Below are 19,036 nucleotides of genomic sequence, written 5' to 3'. Positions count from 1 at the left end.
AGCATCCTGCAAGGCATCGCGACGGGCGCCTACCTCCTCAACCCGAGCGTCAGCACCACCTACGCGAACGACTCGATCCACAACTCTTGACAATTACTCGTACATGCACTGGCGATTGGCGCCGGTTCCGTTCCGGCGGAGTGGGTGTCTACCGCGCGGTTGAAGACCGCGTGGTCAGCAGGTGCTTCGGCGTGTGAGGGCATCCCGGTTTTGGTGTCCCCCACGGACGTGGGAACCGTTAGCTCGAACCAGGTCTTCTTCCCCGCCGCACAGGGGTGTGATCCCCACTCCGTTGCCAACGCTGCGACGAGGAAGAGACCGCGCCCATTCTCGTCCGCGGACCGAGCTTGAGACGGACGCACCGTAGTGGGGTCGACATCGGTGACTTCCACACGGAGCCGCTGTCCGGTCCACCGTACGGACACAACGCACGCGGCCCGCGTGTGCATGACCGAGTTCGCGACCAGTTCCCCGGTGAGCAACTTCAAGTCCTGGGCCAGCTCCTCGTTCAGGGCTAGCCCGAGCCCCCTTGCACGGCTCACAATTCTGTCTCGTGCAGCCGGCACCGCCTCGACCAGGGGCGGGACGGTAAACGCGTAGGGCGATTCTTCGAACGGGCGCGACATAGCTGGGACCTCTCGGTGGGCAGGAGCTAGTGTGTCAACGCGATCTCCCAAGTGAATGGATCGCTCGCCGACTTCACCAAGCAGCCCGGCAGAGCAACCGGGAAATCCAGTAAGAGCCCGGCAGGCGGCGGACGTCCACCATGGACCACAGGCTGCCTGGCTCCCTATCCCTGAAGTGATATCACCTCAGTAATGCCGCTGTGGCTGTGCCAGCCACTCGCCCAGGGCTGCGACGACCGAGCGCTTTCCCCACTCCGCGAACACACGGTTCTGCTCATCCTCCGGCAAAGCGGCCAGTGTCGCGGTGGCTCCTTTCGGCACGAAGATTGACCACAGATCGGACCAGGATCGTGAACCGTGCCCACGATCGGGCGCCATCGCGATCGTTCCCGGCTCGCGGGTGTCGTCCGCAAAGGTATGCAACTCGCCGTCGGCGTCCGCGTAGACCGCGGCACTCGCGAAACGGCAGGTCCGCTTCTCGGTGAGGTCCGCGAGATGGGTGAATCCGGCGGGGCCGAAAGCCTCCAGAGCCTGTTTCACCATCGGTCCCGGCCAACCAGCGAACTCCTCAATGTAGAAGCCTGAATCCTCGACGAACAACGGCTGTCCGAGAATCGCGTAAGCCTGCCGAGCCTTGTGCTCCGCGATTTTCGCAACTGACGTGGTCTGGATCTCATTCAGCTCCAAAGCCACCTGTTCCACTTCAACACCCCAAGGCGCAAGATGCTCTTGGGCTGTACGATACTTCCCACCATTCCCTGTGCACATCGCAACCGTGATACCCGGCATGAATCGAAGAACCCCTCTTCGGGAACAAAACTCGCGGAACCACGTGGCCGCAGGTCCCATATTCGGTTGTCGCGTGAGGCCATTTCAACAAGATCGGGCACCATCTGCTGCCGTCGATCGTCCTCCGGGAGCACGTCGTCGGCCGTGTTCGGCATGGGCGGCAGTGGGATGGGCTCTGGTGCTGACTCGACCCCCGCTTTCGTCAGACGATTGGTGTGCCAGGTTGATCAGTTGGTTGTGTCATAGCAGCCACTTGCGCCGGGCCGCCAGCCATCGCAGCGTGACCTCTCCGCACCACGTCTGGTGCTGACGCAGGTACGGCGACCAATCGGCTGGGGGCTGTGAACCGGAGACCAGGAAGAAGCCCGAGAGCGCGGCCAGAGCGGCATCGAGTTGACCGTTGTCGACTCCGCGAGCTGTGGGGTGATTCCTGAACACAGTGGTGGCGTCGTGGCCATCAGCGTGTGCTGTGGCCAGGAGGAGTACGAGGTCGAACCAACTAGCGCCAAGGCAAGGCCAGTTCCAGTCGCAGATCCACGCACTGCCATTGGCGTCGACGAGGATGTTGTCCTGGCGGAGGTCGTGGTGGAGGACTGCGTCGCCAGCGACGGCTTGCCGCCACTGGGATTCCAGCTCGGCCAGGGGGGCCAGTCGGCCTGTCGGGACCCATGTGGGGAGGACCGTGGCGCTTGTGGCGCCGGCGGCGAGTAGCCGCCAGTCGTCGAAGTCACCATCTTCGCCGACTGGTTGCAGGCCGACCTGCTGGAATGCAGCGGGTGGTGTGGACAGCGCCTCGGCTGCGGTCGCGTACGCGTCGAGGCTGGCTGCGAGCTCTTCGGTCCTCCACGGCGAGCTGGGCATACGGCCGCTGTCGACGGCGTCGAACCCGAGGATCACCCATCCATCCAGTTTCTCACTCCACCGGTGTCGAGGCGCTGGTACCGCCTGGGGCAGGGCCTGGTTGACCTCGGCTTCTCGCCGGTAGCAGTCGGCGATGTAGGCAAAGTCTGCGCTGTTGACGGCTTTGACGAACTGGGTGCCGCCCGTTCCGGTGATCACGCTGGCAAACCCTTGGGTGAAGCCGCTTCCGGCACTCGGTCGGGCGGCCACGCTGCCCCCGAGTCGTCGGGCGATGAGTTCGCGGACACGCTGGGGCAGGTCGTTCCACTGGGGGCGTACGGCAGTGGAGTGGTACGGCGGCCTCGGGGTGATGACGATCGGCATTCCGCAAGCGTGAGGCCAACGGCCACGTGGCCGCCAGCGAGATTCACCATGCCGTCTCTGCCTCACAAGGCGACGGCGAAGCGTGTGGAGGGTCGGCGGCCGGTCTTCCACGTGTCGAACGCCGGCGACAGCTGCTACCGCCCCCGGCAGGGTCGGATGGCGTTCGTTCACACGCTGAACGCCTACGGCCTGGCCACGAACCGTCTCGTGCCTGGGCTCCTCTAGCAACGTCAGCAGGCCGACGGCACCGTGGCGGTACCCGAGGTTCTGCGGGAGTGGATCCCGGGCGGTTCCTGGCAGCGCCGTCCCGCATCGTTGAGCCAGAAGCATCCTGACGCAGGTCGTGGTGAAGCCCTGCCCTCCGGCTACGGGGAGGCCGGAGGGCAGGGCAGCTCTTCACCAGGGCCGGCTACGGCAGGCCTGGGTGTGGCTACTGGGGGAGTTCGCCCAGGTGCTCGTGCGTCGTCGTCAGAGCCCTGGGCGTTTGGTCGGCGGAGCGAGATCCAGGATCTCTGCCCGAAGCTGCCCGCAGGCAGCGGCCGTCTCCCTGCCGGCAGACAAGTGGTGGGACACCGTCCAACCGGTCAAATCTCTGGAGAGTGCGGCGATGAATTCCTCTTCCCTCGAGCTTGGGAGCAGCGGGCTGCCGTGCACGGGATTGAAGCTGGAGAGCCTCAGTATGAGAAAGCCTCCGGCGTAGGGAGCGAGCAGCTCGGTCAGCGCCGCTTCGTCATCGGGCCGCGTGTTGTGCTCGCAGAGAACGTAGTTCAGCACCACCGGGCGCAGTTCAGCAACAGCTGCCCACAGCGGCAAGACGGTTGAAGGATCGTCCGCGCGGGGGATGACCACCCTGCGCTGAGCGGCGTTGGCGCCGTGCAGCGAGAACATGAGGCGATCCGGGAGCCAGGCCTTGGGCTTCAGGAGATTTCGCACCCAAGCCTGCGGGGCGATGCTGGTTACCTTCACCTGCCGAGCCATTTCCTGGTCGACGATCGTTTTCGCGGCGGTGGTGACGTGGTTCCAGTTGGCGGCAGCGTCACCGACTCCGGCGAAGTCGACCCAGATGAGGGGGCCTTGCTGAGTGCCTACCTGTTGCTCCAGCTGTCCTACTGCAGAGGTAATCTCTTCCGCGTGCAGATTTCGAACAAAAGGAGTCCGCGCGAAGGTGGTGGCGCAATGCGCGCAGCCGTACCTGCAACCCGCCTGGGCCGACATGCACACCGAATAGGCTTGGTGCTCTCCCTCCCAGAGTTGCACGGCTTCGAAGGTAGCCATGTCTGACGTTTTGAAGACGTGCTTGATGCTGCGGTCGGGTGCTTTCGATGGCAGAGTTGAGACGACCTCGACCGAAATTCCGGGCGTGGATATTCCTTCCATCGAAGGAGTTCCTTTCCAGGAGTTACTCGTGCAGGGTCGGTGGGAAACGGGACGATAGCTCGTGACTGGTGTTCACATGCGTCTATTGCTCGTGAATGCATGGACTCTCTGTTGCGAAAGCAGGCGACGAAAATTCTTCTATTCTTTGGGTGGGTCAAATCGATGCGAGGACCTGGCCAAAGCAGCGTAAAACACGATCGCGTCGACCAAAAATCACCGCCGTGATATCACCCAAGAAATACGGTGGTGAAAGGGAGGTGAATCCTCTCGCGCAGTCGGGCTCTGCGGAGAGAGAGCGTGGCCTGCCGGGTATCTCGTTGAGGGCGTCCGGATCTGATACGTGACGAGGGCTTGGGGCAGGGGACTCTGAAGATCTGGATGGCGGTTGACCGTCATTACGGCCGCACGCTGCTCCGACAGGCCGCTCGTTGACGCGATCTTGCTGTCGCATCCCTGCCCGCCCCGCTATGCTCAACAGCAACGCGTTGAAGGAGACGAGTAGCCGCGGGATCACGCGAGCAGAGAGAGCCGCCGGTAGCTGGGAAGGCGGTCTTGCGTCCCAAGGTGAAGACCCTCCTGAGCGCGGGGAGGAACGGCCTCGTTGAAGGCCCAATGCCCCGCCGGCCGGCCCCCGTCATCGGGCATGAATGAGGCCGTGGCTCTCTGAGCTGCGGTAAAGGCGCGGTGGCACCGCGAGTACCCTTCTCGTCCGCGCCCCCAAGGGATCATGACGACGCCCTTTGGAGGGCTGCGATGATCCACATGACTAGCCGTGTACTGGTGTCTGGCCTGCGAGAACATGTCGGGCAGACCGTTTCTGTGTCGGGCTGGGTGAACACGCTCCGCCTGCAGCGCAAGATGCAGTTCGTCGTCGTACGCGACCACACCGGCATGGTGCAGGTCACTCACAAACGCGGCGGCGAAGGCGACGAGGTTGAGACCGCGCTGGAGGGGCTGACGCCGGAGTCCGCAGTCCGGATCACCGGTCGCGTGGTCGACAATCCGATCGTGAAGCTCGGTGGCCTGGAGATCATCCCGGAATCGGTCGAGGTACTGAACCGGGCAGAGACTCCGCTACCCATCGACGAGCAGACCGGACTCGAACACCGCCTGGACTGGCGGTTCCTCGACGTGCGGCGCCGGCCCCAGGCGCAGCTGCTGTTCGCTGTGCAGACCACACTCGAGCAAGGGATGCGGGAGTACGCGTACGGGCAGGGGTGCACGGAGATGCACACCCCGAAGCTGATGGGCACCGCCTCGGAGTCAGGCGCTGAGGTGTTCAAGCTCGGCTACTTCGACCGCTCCGCCTACCTGGCTCAGTCGCCGCAGTTCTTCAAGCAGATGGCGATCTCGGCGGGTGTCGACAAGGTCTTCGAGATCGGGCCCGTCTTCCGCGCTGAGCCGTCGTTCACCTCCCGGCATGCCACCGAATTCACTGGTGTGGACGTGGAGTTGGCGTGGATCGACGGAGTCGAGGACGTGATGGCGTTCGAGGAGCGGATGCTCGCACATGCCATCGCCAAGGTCGCCGACGCACACGGTGAGGCGATCCAGGAGACGTTCGGTGTCGAAGTGACGGTACCGATGACGCCGTTCCCGCGGCTCACGATGGCTGAGACGCAGGAGATCCTGCGGGCCAAGGGATGGGACCCGGTCGGCGTGAAAGAGGACCTGGACCCAGAGGGCGAGCGTGGGATCGCCTCGTACATCAAGGAACAGACAGGGCATGAGTGGGTGTTCGTCACCCACTATCCGACGAGCATCCGGCCCTTCTACCACATGCGGCCGACGGACGACCCGGGTGTGACGCTCAGCTTCGACCTGCTGTGGAAGGGGCTGGAGGTCACCACCGGTGCGCAGCGTGAGCACCGCTACGACGTGCTCTTGAAACAGGCTGCGGAGAAGGGGATGAGCACCGAGCCGATGCAGGACTACCTGAACGCCTTCCGGTACGGATGCCCGCCGCACGGCGGTCTGGGCATGGGGCTCGGGCGGGTCCTGATGGTGATGCTCGGCCTCGACTCGATTCGGGAGGCCACGTTCCTGTTCCGTGGCCCGAACCGGCTCACCCCGTAGTCACGCCAAGAGCCGGGGCCGCTGCACCCTTTGGAGGGTGCAGCGGCCCCGGCCTGGTCAGTAGCGAACGTTTCGCAGATCGAGCTTCCACGCCTCGTCGGGGTGCTGGTCCCAGTAGGCGCGGAGTGCCAATTCACGTTCGGCGAAGCGGCCTTGGTGGCACAGGCCGCCGTGGGAGAGGGTGACGCTCATCGCGAGCGAGGAATCGGTGGTCACCCAGTGCGGGGTCAGGGCGTGGCTCCACAGTCGGTCACCGGGCCCCATCCGTAAGGACTCGCGGTCAGCCGGGTCGTGTTCGGGCGGATCCTCTGCGGTGGTCTCGCCCACCACAGCGGCCTCGGCCGTGAGGTGCTTGTCGGGGTTCCTGTAGCTGTGGAAGGTCTTCGTGCCCTCGACCTGCCACACGAGCCCGTGCGAGTTGTCGTTGTGATACGTCGATGAGGCACCGCCCGTGGAGATGAACAGCAGCGGCGCGCACCGTTGCCATGTGAACCCCCAACTCGACAGCCGGGTTCGCCAGGGGACCATGACCTGCTCTTGGAATCCGCTGAGGAGTCCGTCGTAGAAGCGGGTGAGGTTGAAGTGGACGAGGCGGAACGTCCACGTGGCCACTTCTTCGACCGGGGCTGTGCGGAAGGCCGACGTACGGTCCATGCGTACGGACCAGTCCTCGTCTCCGAGGATGGTGAAGCGCACTTCCTCGTCCCGCCGGACGGCGTCGAGGACGTGAAGGGCGGGCGGAAAGCTGAAGCCGGTGGGGGTGAGGGCGTTGCTGACGCGCTTGTTGGGAGGGATCCGCCACCGTTCGATGAACTCTTCTGGTGTGGTGACTGGGGTCGTCATCGTCCACTCACGGGGTGTCGTCGGCGCGGCAGATGGCCGCGCAGTCTGGGGTGGTCCGGTCCTGCGGTTCGGCGTGGAGAAAGCGACTGATCTCCGCGCGGGGCGCGCGGACGCTCACCCCCGTTTTGCCGTAGGGGCAGCGGCGGATCTCGCCGCTTGCGGACACGTACAGCGTCGCGGACGCGCAGGATGGCCGTCGCTCGGGGTACAGGTGCATGGCTCGCAGCGCGGTGAGGTACTCCTGGAACCGAGGGGTGAGCTGGAAGTAGCGTCCGAGAAGGTCGGCGTCCTCGCGCTGCTGGGCCAGGTAGTTGTAGAAGGTGAAGCCGGCGCGCTGTCGTGCCGTGTCGTCGAGTGCCACCGGGCTGAGCTGGATCTGGACTCCTGACTTGTGGATGCGCTCGTAGACGTCGTGGCACTCCTGGGCTGTGAGTTTCCAGTACGTGAGGTGGAGAACTCTCTCTGCCGTGGGGACCTGCTCGAGCGTCGTGATCGCCGACGCCACGGACCGGGTGGTGCGCCCGAGTGCCATGGCACCGGCCGAGTCGGCGGACACGGTGACGTTCGCGAGCAGGCGCGCGATGTCGGCCAACCGGTCGACGTCGTCGGGGTCTCGGGCCGAGGTGACTGTCGACACGGGAATCCCGAACTGGTGGGCGAGCCGTACGAGCTGGCGGAGTTGGGGGTGGTGAGTGGGTTCGCCGCCGGTCAGGCAGATCGCCTCGACGCCGGTCTCCCTCAGCCGGGACAGTGCCCGGGTGTAGGTGGCGATGTCGAGGAAGCCGTGGGCCCGGTCGGCTCGGAAGCAGAATCCGCAGGCGATCTTGCAGTGGCCAGCGGTGCTGATGAGTGCGGAGCGGAACCGCTGCCGGGTTAACGCGGGCGGGCGCTCGGGCTGGGTAACGGTGTTCACTGCACCCCCGTGCTGTCCCATACGGCGATCTCCACGGTGCTCGCGTAGAAGTCGCACATCTGCGGGTCCGGCCGGTCTCCGCGGATGAGGAGTTGTTCGTTGCGTGAGGGCCCCCCGCAGATCGCGAGGGCAGGGCACTGACCGCATTCGGGGATCGGGGCGACGTTCTTCGCGATGCCGCCCAGCAGGTTCGGGTCCGCTCGCAACTCGTCGAGCGTGTGCAGGAAGGTGGGTGCGGTGAAGTTGATGTCGCAGAGGCTGACCCGGTTGCCGGGTAGTAGGGCGACATTCAGGGTCCGGTCGCTCTGGATGTGGTCGAAGAGCATGGGGCGGCGCCGGTCGAGGGCCTGGAACGCCCGGTCGAGGACGGAGAACATCATCCCGCCGCGCCCGAGGGCGACGAGGCGTGCTTGGTACAGCTCCTTGGCCAGCTCCCTGCCCTCGACCGTCCAGCGTCCGCTGGTGGGTATCGGGGTGTTGGCGTAGATGAACTTCAACCCGAGGTCGTCGATGATCCAGCTGACGGTTTCGGCGAGGCGGCCGATGTTCGCGGTTGTGGGGGTGAGGTTGCATCCCACGTGGATGCCGCCTGCGTCGAGGAGCCTGCGGACGTTGCGTCGGATCCGGTCGTCGGCCGCCTGCCCGCCCAGGAGCCGGCGGTTCTCGGAGTTGATGGCGGGCGGTCCGTCGATGGAGATTCCGACGCCGTACTCGTAGCGGGCGAAGTGGTCGATCATGGCGTCGGTGATGCGGGCCCCGTTGGTGACGACCGTTCGGCGGACCCGCTTGACGTCGTACTGCGCGGCGAGGGAGTCCGCGAGGGTGTCCCCGTACTGCATCAGGTCGAACCGGGTCGTCGGTTCGCCACCGAACCACTGGATGGCCACCTCGTCGTGGCCGGCGTTCGTCTCGAAGAGGTAGGTCAGGCCGTCGGAGATTTCTTGCTCGGTCATGTCCGGCTTGCCGGTGTTGGTCTCGACGAAGCAGTAGCTGCACTTCATGTTGCAGGCGTCGGTGAGGACGACGCGCAGGCCGCTGATCCGTACGGGGACGGGATCCAGGTCGAGTTGGTGGAGCCGGTTGCGGAGTGCTTCACGCTGATCAGCGCGAGGGCTGTCCTGCGTGAAGCCGAGCTCGGCGAGAGCTTTGTGGGTCGCGGTCGGGGGAACCGCGGAGAGGTCGGTGACCTCCCCGCGGTCGAGGTACACACTGTCCAGCGTGACCGGGTCGAGGAGGGCGCCCTCGCCGTCCCGGACGTACTGGATGTACTTCCCCCACAGGAGCTGTGAGGTGACCACCTGTGTTACGCGGCTTCCTCTTCGAGGATGCCGCGCTCGGCCATGACCTTGCGGACGAGCTCCTCGCCGGCGGCCTGCAGCTGTGCTGAGGCCTCCGGCGAGCCTCCGTCGGCGAGGACGATCACGCCGGGGAGGGTCGGGTTCGGGGCGATGACCGTGATGCCGGCGGGCTCGGTGCTGACCACCAGGATGGCGTTCTCGATCGGCACCCAGTCTGCCTGATCCTTCACCGCTTCCAGGATCTCGGCCTGCTTGGCCTGGAAGGCGTCACGCTCGCCCATCCAGACTCCGGCCTTCTGCTTGGAATCGACGACGTCGGCGTAGAGCAGGTGATCGCTCTTGTTTCGTCGTGGTGTCGGCATGGCACTCATCTCCTGTCGCTGGCGCGGCGCATTTCGGATCTGACGTAGTGCTGTGCAGGCCTGGAGTTCGGGCCCTTGATGAGGGTGCTCCGGATTTGCGGGGCGAGCACATCTCAGGGGTGATATCACGGCGGTGATATTCGCAGGATCACGTGAGTACGCTAAGTTGCAATCCTTCGACGCTGACACGCACTCCCCGCGCTTCGATCCAGTCGTCCGGGGCGCCCGACCAGCTCCCTCACACGGGGTTTGCAAGGTATCGATGCCTGGCTCGGCGAGCCGTAAGACGGTGCGAACTGGCAGACTGGCTTATCAACTATCTTCGCCGATCTCTTTTGAACCCTCGGGTGCCGGGCGTAATAGCCAACTGCGCCGCCTTCCGGCGGGCGTGGCCACATAAGTGACCAAAAGGCCTTTCTTCCCTTCTACGCGAACAGCACCATCTCGATGTTGCTGGGATTGGTCTACCCGGCCGAGCGTCACGCTGGCCATTCCGCTTTCTTCCCTGTGAGTGATGGGCCGCACGGTCGGCCTTCCGCTGTCGACGGTTGGAGCATGGGACCGGTGAGTTCTGCCGGAGTATTGAGTCCTGCAAGTAGTTCGACGATCTTGTCGATGTTGGTAAGTCTTCGTACCCCTGACTCCAGCATGGACAGGAAGGCTTGACTCAGACCCGTGAGCTCCGCCATATCACTCTGGCGCAGTGAGCTGCCGATTCGCACAAGGTGACACACTCGGCCAAAATCACGGGCCCAGAGAGCCTCCCGGACGTCCACTCGCTTCCAAACCTCTGGTACCACCTGGGGCGGTGGCGAAGGGGTAGCTGATACGTGTCGCGAACAAGCGCTGCAGTACGGTTCGTTGTTGTATCGGCTCAGAGGTCGTCGACACCATCGACACAGGCGCCCATGCCGCTCAGCGGTGTCCGTGGCGGATGAAGGCGAAGGGCTGCTCTCCCGGCCCCTCGTCTCGACCGTCGTTGCGCCTGCGCGTATCGGGATCCTGTGGGTGTCCTCGTTAACTGCTAAGGCGAGCGGAAAGCGATGGCCGGCATCATTCGACATCGGGGGCACCAGTCTGTGACGGGAAGTCGAGCTCTGCCCACGCCGATATGCCGATACTGAAAGAGTCGTTCACCTTCCACCGGTCGGCCAGTGCGTCTATGAGCCTTAGCCGGGGATCTCTGTCTGGCTCCGAGGAACTTTCCGTCAACTGGCGGAATTCGTGGACTGTGTCCGACACCTCGATTCGCAGGCCACTTCGTACTCGCAGATACCGTGTCTCGATCTCTCCGCCCGGGTGCACATTACCGTGACGTATCGCGTCGGTTAAGATCTCCGAGAGAACAAGGACAGCTGAGTCTTCAATACTTGAGAGGCCCCAACCGCCAAGCACTTTACGGAGTTCGCGACGCGCAAGGCCGACGCAGCGCGGATGGCGACTCCAGCGGAGCACCACCGCACTGCTGCTCTTGGGACCGACGCCATCATCCGGCCGATAGATCACAGGCACTCCTATGCCTCCCCGTACAAGTGGCTTGGTCGCAACGACCGTAGGAGCCGATGGGGAGGCGGACCCGGAGGAATTTTCCGGGTCTGCCAACGAACCTCTCTATAGCGCGCTCTACCTGATGGCGCCGAGCCGCATGGCCAGGTCCTGGACATCCTGACGGTGGGATCGCTTGTGGAGCCGACGAGCTAGGTCCCGAGCGAACTCGTGTGCCTTGATCTGCTCGGGAGCGGTTCGGTAGGCGCGCTTGAGATGGTCTATCGCCTCATCTGTCCGCCCTGCCTCAGCATAGGCGCGGGCAACATCCAGTCGCGCCCGCCCCCGTCGTTCTATCGGCAGTCCTGCCGCTCTGACTCTCGGCGCTACGTCCACGGCTAGTTGGACGTCCTCGAATTCCAGGGCGAGCGCCAGCCGGTGGATCTCTACGTTGCCGGGACCGAAGGAGGTCCACATCGCGTTGGAGTCGCCGCCGAGCAGGTCCGCTGCTTCTTGGGCCTTCCCCATCATGTGATCTGCCAGCGCCCGGTTCCGCATCCGGGCTGCTGCGACGGCTCCGTTGAGGAACAGGGTCCCGTACAGGGAGAGAGAAGCCGGCGTGGAGCGCCACCAACCGGGTTCGAGGTCGTCTGCCGCGTCGAGGGTGACGTTCACCGCCTCTGCCGGCATGCCGGCGCCGAGTTGAACATGCGCGACACCTCGGCGCAGAGCGAGCATTGTGGCGGGGTCTTCGGACTCTGCGGCCGCCATGTCGCCTTGGTCTACAGCGGTCCAGGCCAGGTTGGTCTCACCCACCTTTCGTAGAAGTACCGCTGCCACGTGGCAGGTCAGTGCGAACAACCGGAGTGCTTCGACGTGTTCGGCGCCAGCCGTGCGCTCCTGTGTGGCCAGCCGGGCGTCCGCGAGTAGCCCGGGCAAGCACTCTCCAAGGCGCGCGAACTGGCAATCCTGAAAGAGCCGCCAGGCTTCGTCGACTGCGAACGAGAGACGTTCGAGGCGCACGGTTTCACGGCCGTCGTACAGCGAGCCCGCCAGCCGCCGCGACTGCATCAGTGCGGTGCGAATCGCCGGGATGCTGGCCGCGTGACGACCGCGGTCGTCCAAGAGCGTCGGCGTGCCCTGAAGGTCCTCAACGTGCACTCGCAGAGCGTGTGCCAGGTCCGCGAGCATCTTCACGTTATTCACCGGTATGCGTTCGGACTCGATCCGGTACACCCAGTCCTCAGAGCGTCCCAGAAGTTCGCCGAGCTGCCTTTGGCTCAGACCTCGGCGTTTCCGGTAGAACCGGACTCGCTTGCCGAACGGAAGATGGTCGGTCATTCCCCGCATTGGCGTGCTCCCCTCAGCCTGCTCGATCGAGTTTCACACGGCGTGAGCGCGCGGGAACAGGAGAACCATCATCTGACGGCGCGTGTGATCTGGAACGTAGGCTGACCCCATCGGAGGGCAACAGCGGGCAGCAGGTCCTCGGCGAACATTGGAGGGCGAGAGCAAGTGATCTCAACGCAGGCATGGGCGGATGCTCGGCGGCTGTGGGACTTCCAGCAGATGGGTCACGAGCTGCGACCTTGTTCCGTGGCGATCGGACTTGGCAGCCATGACCTCGGAGTGGCCGACACCACCGCAGACCTCTACCACCGTGGCATGGTGCCGCTCATCGTCTTCACCGGAGCGACCAGCCGTACGACGCGTGAGCGGATGCCCCGAGGTGAGGCCGAACACTATCGGGACCGTGCGGTGGCGCTCGGGGTGCCTGAGAGCGCCATCATCGTCGAGCCGAAGGCCCGGAACACGGGCCAGAACATCCGTTTCTCCCGCGCTCTGCTCGAAGCACAGCGTGTTCCCGTCTCGTCAGTCCTGCTGGTCAGCAAGCCGTACGAGGAGCGACGGGCCTACGCGACGGCGCGAAAGCTCTGGCCGGATGTCGAGTGGGTGAGCGCCTCCACACCCATGGCGCTCTCCGAGTACGTCGATTCGATCCAGGATGCCCGTCTGGTCATCGACATGCTGGTGGGGGCCCAGCAGCGGCTCATGGTGTACCCGCAACAAGGGTTCATGATCGAGCAGGAGATTCCCGACGACGTGGCGGCGGCTTTCGAACGGTTGCGTGGCGACGGCTTCACGAGCCGACTCGTACCGGAAGAGGCGGAACGGGCCTGAGCGTCGGTCCACCCCGCCTCAGAGGAGCCCGCGCCTGGCGGCAGGCTACGGTCGATCTATGTCTGTGGGTACGAGAATCGCTGTTGTCGGTGGGGGCGTCTCTGGCCTGACCACAGGTGTTGCCCTCCTCGAAGCCGGGTTGTCCGTACGCCTGATGGCGGCGGAGGTCCCCGGTCCTACGTCCCTCGCTGCTGGGGCGATGTGGGGGCCGTACCTGGTCGAACCGTGGGCACGAGTACGCGAGTGGAGTCTCACCTCCCTCAGCGAATTCCGAAGCCTCGCAGGCGACCCCAGGACCGGCGTGCGCATGGTCAGCGGGATCGAGGCGGCTCGCAATCCCACGCCGGCGCCTGAGTGGAGCACGATGCTGCCCGACTTCCGCATGTGCGAACCGGACGAGTTGCCCACCGGTTTCGCAAGCGGCTACTGGTTCACGGTGCCTCTGGTCGATATGCCGGTCTACCTGGAGTACCTGCTCCGCCGCTTCAGGAAGGCAGGAGGGACGGTGCAGCACGCGACGGTCTGTTCACTGGACGAAGTCGAAGATGCTTCCGTGATCGTTAACTGTGCCGGTCTGCGAGGCGGGGATCTCGCTGGAGACCTCGATGTCCGACCGATCCGGGGTCAGCACGTGGTCGTGGAGAACCCCGGCATCACGGAGTTCTTCTCCGAAGACACGGGTCTGTCTTCCGATCTCCTCTGCATCTACCCGCACGGCGACACCGTGGTACTTGGCGGAACCGCGCTCGACGGTGAGGCGGGTCTGCAGGACGATGCCGAAGCTGCTCGAGCCATTGTGGACCGCTGTGCTTCGATCAGGCCGGAACTGGCGAAAGCACCCGTCATCGCCCACCGAGTTGGGGCCAGGCCGACTCGTCCCGAAGTGCGCGTCGAGGCAGAGAACCACGGAACAAGGATCACCGTGCTTCACAACTACGGACACGGCGGAAGCGGCGTCACGCTGTCGTGGGGCTGCGCACGCGAGATCGTCGGTATGGTGGCCACGATGAATGCGCCGTGAATTGGTGCCTGACCTTCGAGAGTTCTGTGCTCTTTCAGGCGGCACCCCATTGAGCTTGGGCATCCATGTTTCTGAGCGTCTCTATGCGATACGACAACTGCTGGGCAGCAGCAGTATCTCCTTGATCCGCACGTCGAATGAAGGACCCGAGTGTGTGAAGGTCTCGGATTTCACAGAGAACCGATTGACCAGACCACTGCCGGATGTCGTAGCCGTACTGTTCGCTGAAATCATCCAGTTGTCCGACGCTTCGCCCGAAGCGGACTCCTTGGAACGTATTGGCCAAGTCGATCTCTCGCGGGCCGAATGCCGCCTCGTCCCAGTCTCCGAGCCTGACGTTCTCGCCGTCCCAGAGCGTGTTGCCCGGATACGCGTCGCCGTGGATGTGCCCGTGCCCCAAGGGAAAATCCAGCTGTTCGTATGCGTGGAGGAGTTCCTGCCTGCGCTCCATGAGCCACGCCCGTTCGTTCGACGCCAGGTAGGTACTGGCCTCCACGGTGGTCTTGAGTGAGGCAAGCGGTTGGTGCCGCGGCAGTGACACCGGCGGGGACGGTAGGGAATGCAGCGTTCTCAGCAGATCGCCCAACCGCCCGGGCGGAGGTGCGCCGTGTTCAGGTTGCGGGTAGTGACGCCAGAACGTGACGACATATGGGTCGTATGCCACAGGCTGGGGTACATCCACAGGCTCTGTCGCCGGGAAGTCGTTCGCGACGAGCCAGCGCGTCAGGGAGACAGCGGTCGCGAGGCGTTGCTGCTGTGAGGCGGGACTGACGCGCACCACAACGCCTTCAGTGGCAAGAAGGAACACGGAAGTGGCGTGGTGGTGAAGCGAGACGAGGGAGCGGTCTGTCAGACCTGACGCCTGGCAGGCCTTGCGGGCGGCGGACTCGGGAGAGACCGTCATTGTCATGAGGTGAGGGCCTTCGCTCTCGTGTCGATCACCTGATAGCCGCGAGTGGCGTCGGCGAGCTCGCGACCAACCCGGCTCCGGGCGAACCGTGGTTCTTCAAGAAGCCTAGCTACTCCCTGCACGGCGTCGCCGAGCTGTCGGATACGGCGGTCGACCGGCAGCTCCAGGATGGGCTGGAGTTGCTCGCCGGCTCCCTCGATCTCCCCGGCGGTGATGCGCGCTGTGACGATGTCGAGGCGTGCCAGTGCTTCGTCACCGTACGACCGCTGTTCCTTCGGGCCCATCTCGTACAGATCGATCGCGGCGGCAGCGTGCTGCTCGGCCCTCTCGTGTTCGCCGAGGAGAGCGTACGTTCCGCCGATGTAGTACTCCTGCTTGGCTTCCGGGAAAGTGAGCAACCCCCCGAATCTGGTGAGTCCGTTGGGGTCTGTCTGCTGCTCGCGGGCATGCTCAAGTTCCTTGAGCGCCGCCAGGGCCGTGTTCCGGTCTCCGACGCGTGCCGCGGCCCTGGCCCCGATCGCAGCGGTTCTGACCCGGGTCTCGCCGACGTGGGCGAACCGGATCGCCTGCTGTGTGTACTCGAGGGCGGTGTGCCGGTGCGTCGACCATTCTGCGATCAGTGCCGCTGTGCCCTTGACCCACGCCCGGAGATCGTCGTGGTCGGCATGCTCGGCGAGGGTCCCGGCCGTCTGGAGTTGGGCGACAGCGGAGTCCTGGTCGCCGAGATTCTGTGACGCGTGGGCGAGGAGCAGGCAACTCGTGCCGGCGAGGAGGTACAGCTCGCGGGTTTGGCGCGGGGGTTGGTGGCCGCTCAGCAGCGAGAAGAGTTGGTCTCTCGTCGTCAGCAGGTCGTGGAAGAGGGGGTACAGCGGAGCATGGACGTAGTCCGTCGCGATCCGGGTGAGCCTGGATTCCAGCCCCTCAAGCTCGACGTCGCTCACGTTGCTCTTCGTGGTCACTTCCGCGAACTGCAGTGACTGGGCCGCAGCTTGTGTCGCGAGCTCGTGGAGGTCTGTTACCTGCTCGCCGGTTGCGAGCTGGAGATCGACGGCGGGTGGTCCCGCGTGCGGCAACGGCAGTGGCGTAAGGGCTGCGTGATGCTCACGGAATGGTGGGGGGAGCAAGGCGTCGGGTGTCTCGATGCCGTTGAGGAACCTCGCGACCTTGTCGAGGTTCGTCAGCCGGCGGGCTCCTGCTTCGAGCATGGACAGGAAACCCTGGCTGAGCCCCGTCATGTGGGCCATGTCGCCCTGGCGGAGCTTTGCCCGCTCGCGGATGAGACGGCTGGCCCGCCCGAAGTCCCAGGCAGCGATGGCAGACTGGACTTCCGGATGCTGCCAGACGGCGTCTGGAACGCGGGGCTGAAGGCGGGTGTCGAGACGCCTGCCGCGCGCGCACGCGGAACACCGGTCCTCATCGTTGTACTGGCTTAAGCGGCATCCGCAGTCAGCGCATACGCGAGCGTGCCTTGGCATCGCACCCCCGTTTCTCGTCCGCGCCCGACAGCGTAGGCGGGGTGCGCGCATGCCGGTATCACTCATGTAATAGGGGCAGTTGAGGCGCGCTGGCGGGCAGCCGCGATCAGGCGCGGCCGAGGGCCGTTCTGGCGATCGCGTCCAGGAGCCGTGGGACGTTTTCGAGACTGTCGAGGACCACGTCGGCTCCGGCTGTGGAGAGTTCGTCGGCAGTGGTCTTGCCGGACGCGACTCCAATCACAGGAGCGCCACCCTCAAGCCCAGTACGGACGTCTTCGAGGGAATCTCCGATGATGACCGTGTTGGAGCGGCTGAAGGCGGTGGTTCCGTACTTGGCCTGGGCTCGCTCCTGTGCGACGGAGACGAGAGCCGGGCGGTGGTCGTCGTCCGAGGAGTATCCGCCGATTTCCGTGTCAAGGAACTCGTCGAGGTGGAGGGCTTCGAGCTTCAGCAGCGCGTTGGGCTTGAGGTTTCCCGTGACGACGGTAGGAACGCAGCCCGGTAGTGCGTGCACGGCTTTGAGGGCGTCCACGGCGCCAGGCAGGAGGACGCCTTGCTCTCGCAGATCGTCGGTGTGTGCGGCGAGGCGCCGCGGCAGGAGTTCCACCATGCGCGGCACCAGGCCGGGGACCTCTGCCTCGGGGACGCCGTTGTCCAGGAGCAGGGATCGAATGGCTAGGGGCATGGTGACACCGGTGCCGCGGGCCGGAAGGCGTTCCGCGGGGCGGCCGACGATCTCGGCGAAGGTCTCCCGGTACACCTGCCGGTCGATGTCACCGACGTACAGCAGAGTGCGGTCGATGTCCCACAGAACGAGGATCTGCCTGGCGTCGGTCAAGTTCGGCTCCCTGCTGCCGTCACAGCGGCGCGTCGCTCCAGTACGTCCTGAGCGTACGGGCTGTGGGCGACGGGCTGGAGTTGTTGGATCATGCTCGTGACGTGGCTGTCGAACCGTGCCGACTGAAGCTTCTCGGCGAGGTCGAGGACCTCGTGTGCCGTGGCGCAGCCGGCTTCGATGTCGCCCTGCTCGACGTGGGCGGTTGCGGCGCGGGAGAGGAACAGGCCCCTGGTGCGGTGGTCCGCTGGGTTGAGTGCCTCCCGGGCCCTCGTGAAGCTGTCGACGGCGCTGCGGGGGTCGCCGAGGTCGAGATAGCAGCTGCCTGCCTGTCCTTGGATCTCGCCCTCGTTGATCCAGTACAACCACTGGGGATCGTGCTCTGAGCGTCCTTGAGCACAGAGCTCGGCGGCTCGTCCGAGTGCGGCGAGGGCCGCTTGCCGCTCGCCGAGTTTCGCGTGGCCGCGGGCCTGCCGGGTCAGCAGCATCGCTTCGAGGGCGGGTACGCCGAGATTCTTGACCTTCTCCCGGGCTCGTTGTGCTGCTGTGACGGCGTGATGCGGCGCTCCGGTGGAGTAGCCATGGATGGCGATGTAGGACAAGGCGCCGGCGCCGAGTCGGATGTCTCCCGAGGCCTTGGCTGCGCGGAGCGCGGCATACAGGTACCCGAGCGTCTGGCCATGCTGGCCGGAGTCGAAGACGAACCAACCCACCTGGGTAGCGGTGTCGGCGATGATCGCTGCGAGCTGCCGTCCACTCACCTCGTCGTACGAAGTTTGCTCCACGAGGTGCTGGAGGAACTGAAGATGCTTATCGCCCAGCGCGGTCAGGGTGCCACTGCCATCGCTCGCGTCCATGGTCCGCAGGCTGTCCGTGGTCCGTTGGAGTCCGTCGAGCAGACTGGGAGAGAGACGGCTTCCCCCGGCCGCGCGGTAAAGAGGTTCGGCTTCGGCTGCGTCCCACTGATTCACGAAGGCCGTGAGCGCTATGCCGCTCGCGGTGAGGAATCGTCGACGGTCCATCGCGCTACCTCCTACCGCAGTCTCCAGTGCTGCCACCATACGGGCCGTGGTCCAGGGCAGGATCGGATCAGCGTCACCAGCGAACTGGGGCGGGGACGGTTGCGACGCTTGGGCTGTGGTCCGAGGAAGGGGGAGTGGGACGAGCTCAGAAGGCACGTCCAGGCCCGTCAGGAACTCGACGATTTTGTCGATGTTGGTGAGGCGGCGGCCGCCTGCCTCCAGCATGGACAGGAACGCCTGGCTCAGGCCGGTGAGCTGTGCCATGTCGTCTTGCCGGAGGCCGGCCTTCTCGCGGACGAGACGGCTGGCTTGGCCGAAGTCCCATGCGGCGAGCGCGTTGCGGACGTCTGTGTCGAACCAAACGTATTCCGGCACAAGAGGGGTGCGTTGTTCTAGGACCCGAGTGCGAGCGCATGCGAAGCAGAGGGTGTCGGTGTTGTAGCTGCTCAGCTGGCCGCCACAGCGGTCGCAGTTTCGCAGCGACTGCTGACGCACGTCATGCCTCCCCGTGGTGAGCGACTGCAGCCCCAATTACCCCTGGTAGAGCCGCGATCACGCAAGTGATATCACTCTGGGAATGTGTACGCGGGACGTTTTGC

General features: G+C 65.0%; 18 protein-coding genes. 3 read left to right on the top strand and 15 right to left on the bottom strand.

The window, feature by feature from the left end:
* Positions 1-59: 59 nt before the first annotated feature.
* The 4 genes from HW837_RS43890 to HW837_RS43875 form a co-directional block, all read right to left on the bottom strand.
* Positions 60-626, bottom strand: a complete 567-nt coding sequence (locus HW837_RS43890; RefSeq protein ID WP_193382764.1) for an ATP-binding protein — start codon at positions 624-626, stop codon at positions 60-62.
* A gap of 186 nt (positions 627-812) precedes the next feature.
* Positions 813-1,394, bottom strand: a complete 582-nt coding sequence (locus HW837_RS43885; protein WP_237270657.1) for a non-canonical purine NTP pyrophosphatase — start codon at positions 1,392-1,394, stop codon at positions 813-815.
* Between the two features lie 261 nt (positions 1,395-1,655).
* On the bottom strand, positions 1,656-2,639 hold the full coding sequence (locus HW837_RS43880) for a phosphotransferase family protein (protein WP_193382766.1): 984 nt from the start codon (positions 2,637-2,639) through the stop codon (positions 1,656-1,658).
* Positions 2,640-3,107: 468 nt separating this feature from the next.
* On the bottom strand, positions 3,108-4,016 hold the full coding sequence (locus tag HW837_RS43875) for a hypothetical protein (RefSeq protein WP_193382767.1): 909 nt from the start codon (positions 4,014-4,016) through the stop codon (positions 3,108-3,110).
* Positions 4,017-4,769: 753 nt separating this feature from the next.
* Here HW837_RS43875 and aspS point away from each other — a divergent pair.
* Positions 4,770-6,092 carry an aspartate--tRNA(Asn) ligase gene (gene aspS / locus HW837_RS43870; protein WP_193382838.1) on the top strand — a complete coding sequence of 441 codons (1,323 nt, stop codon included), beginning with the start codon at positions 4,770-4,772 and terminating at the stop codon, positions 6,090-6,092.
* Between the two features lie 57 nt (positions 6,093-6,149).
* Here the strand turns inward: aspS and HW837_RS43865 are convergent, their stop codons facing one another.
* The 7 genes from HW837_RS43865 to HW837_RS43840 all read right to left on the bottom strand — a co-directional run bounded on the left by HW837_RS43865 (position 6,150) and on the right by HW837_RS43840 (position 12,334).
* Positions 6,150-6,935 carry a hypothetical protein gene (locus HW837_RS43865; protein ID WP_237270648.1) on the bottom strand — a complete coding sequence of 262 codons (786 nt, stop codon included), beginning with the start codon at positions 6,933-6,935 and terminating at the stop codon, positions 6,150-6,152.
* A gap of 7 nt (positions 6,936-6,942) precedes the next feature.
* Positions 6,943-7,848 (bottom strand): radical SAM protein, encoded by a 906-nt coding sequence (locus HW837_RS43860; RefSeq protein WP_313895663.1) that lies wholly within the window; start codon positions 7,846-7,848, stop codon positions 6,943-6,945.
* Positions 7,845-9,146 carry a radical SAM protein gene (locus HW837_RS43855; protein ID WP_313895664.1) on the bottom strand — a complete coding sequence of 434 codons (1,302 nt, stop codon included), beginning with the start codon at positions 9,144-9,146 and terminating at the stop codon, positions 7,845-7,847. The genes HW837_RS43860 and HW837_RS43855 overlap by 4 nt, the downstream gene beginning before the upstream one ends.
* A gap of 5 nt (positions 9,147-9,151) precedes the next feature.
* On the bottom strand, positions 9,152-9,508 hold the full coding sequence (locus HW837_RS43850; protein ID WP_193382769.1) for a hypothetical protein: 357 nt from the start codon (positions 9,506-9,508) through the stop codon (positions 9,152-9,154).
* 479 nt (positions 9,509-9,987) lie between these two features.
* A complete protein-coding gene (locus HW837_RS49840) occupies positions 9,988-10,572 on the bottom strand; it encodes a helix-turn-helix domain-containing protein (RefSeq protein WP_193382770.1) in 585 nt (194 codons plus the stop codon).
* Positions 10,562-10,963, bottom strand: a complete 402-nt coding sequence (locus HW837_RS50180; RefSeq protein WP_336512510.1) for an ATP-binding protein — start codon at positions 10,961-10,963, stop codon at positions 10,562-10,564. Before HW837_RS50180 ends, HW837_RS49840 begins: the two co-directional genes overlap by 11 nt.
* A 168-nt stretch (positions 10,964-11,131) precedes the next feature.
* On the bottom strand, positions 11,132-12,334 hold the full coding sequence (locus tag HW837_RS43840) for a helix-turn-helix domain-containing protein (RefSeq protein ID WP_193382771.1): 1,203 nt from the start codon (positions 12,332-12,334) through the stop codon (positions 11,132-11,134).
* Positions 12,335-12,508: 174 nt separating this feature from the next.
* Here HW837_RS43840 and HW837_RS43835 point away from each other — a divergent pair, with 174 nt between their 5' ends.
* Together HW837_RS43835 and HW837_RS43830 are read left to right on the top strand one after the other, a co-directional pair.
* Complete coding sequence (locus HW837_RS43835; protein WP_193382772.1) at positions 12,509-13,174, top strand: YdcF family protein; 666 nt, start codon at positions 12,509-12,511, stop codon at positions 13,172-13,174.
* 58 nt (positions 13,175-13,232) lie between these two features.
* On the top strand, positions 13,233-14,195 hold the full coding sequence (locus HW837_RS43830) for an FAD-dependent oxidoreductase (RefSeq protein WP_193382773.1): 963 nt from the start codon (positions 13,233-13,235) through the stop codon (positions 14,193-14,195).
* Between the two features lie 34 nt (positions 14,196-14,229).
* Here the strand turns inward: HW837_RS43830 and HW837_RS43825 are convergent, their stop codons facing one another.
* The 4 genes from HW837_RS43825 to HW837_RS43810 all read right to left on the bottom strand — a co-directional run bounded on the left by HW837_RS43825 (position 14,230) and on the right by HW837_RS43810 (position 18,932).
* Positions 14,230-15,105 carry a phosphotransferase family protein gene (locus HW837_RS43825; protein WP_193382774.1) on the bottom strand — a complete coding sequence of 292 codons (876 nt, stop codon included), beginning with the start codon at positions 15,103-15,105 and terminating at the stop codon, positions 14,230-14,232.
* Complete coding sequence (locus HW837_RS43820; RefSeq protein WP_193382775.1) at positions 15,102-16,580, bottom strand: NsdA family TPR-like regulatory protein; 1,479 nt, start codon at positions 16,578-16,580, stop codon at positions 15,102-15,104. The genes HW837_RS43825 and HW837_RS43820 overlap by 4 nt, the downstream gene beginning before the upstream one ends.
* A 106-nt stretch (positions 16,581-16,686) precedes the next feature.
* A complete protein-coding gene (locus HW837_RS43815; RefSeq protein ID WP_193382776.1) occupies positions 16,687-17,418 on the bottom strand; it encodes an HAD family hydrolase in 732 nt (243 codons plus the stop codon).
* Positions 17,415-18,932, bottom strand: coding sequence for a helix-turn-helix domain-containing protein (locus tag HW837_RS43810; RefSeq protein ID WP_313895665.1), 1,518 nt, complete (start codon positions 18,930-18,932; stop codon positions 17,415-17,417). The genes HW837_RS43815 and HW837_RS43810 overlap by 4 nt, the downstream gene beginning before the upstream one ends.
* Between the last annotated feature and the right edge of the window lie 104 nt (positions 18,933-19,036).

Source organism: Streptomyces caniscabiei (assembly GCF_014930365.1).
Taxonomy (GTDB): Bacteria; Actinomycetota; Actinomycetes; order Streptomycetales; family Streptomycetaceae; genus Streptomyces; species Streptomyces caniscabiei.
The sequence above is the reverse complement of the archived record's forward strand: the minus strand, read 5'-3'. Positions and strand labels throughout refer to the sequence as shown.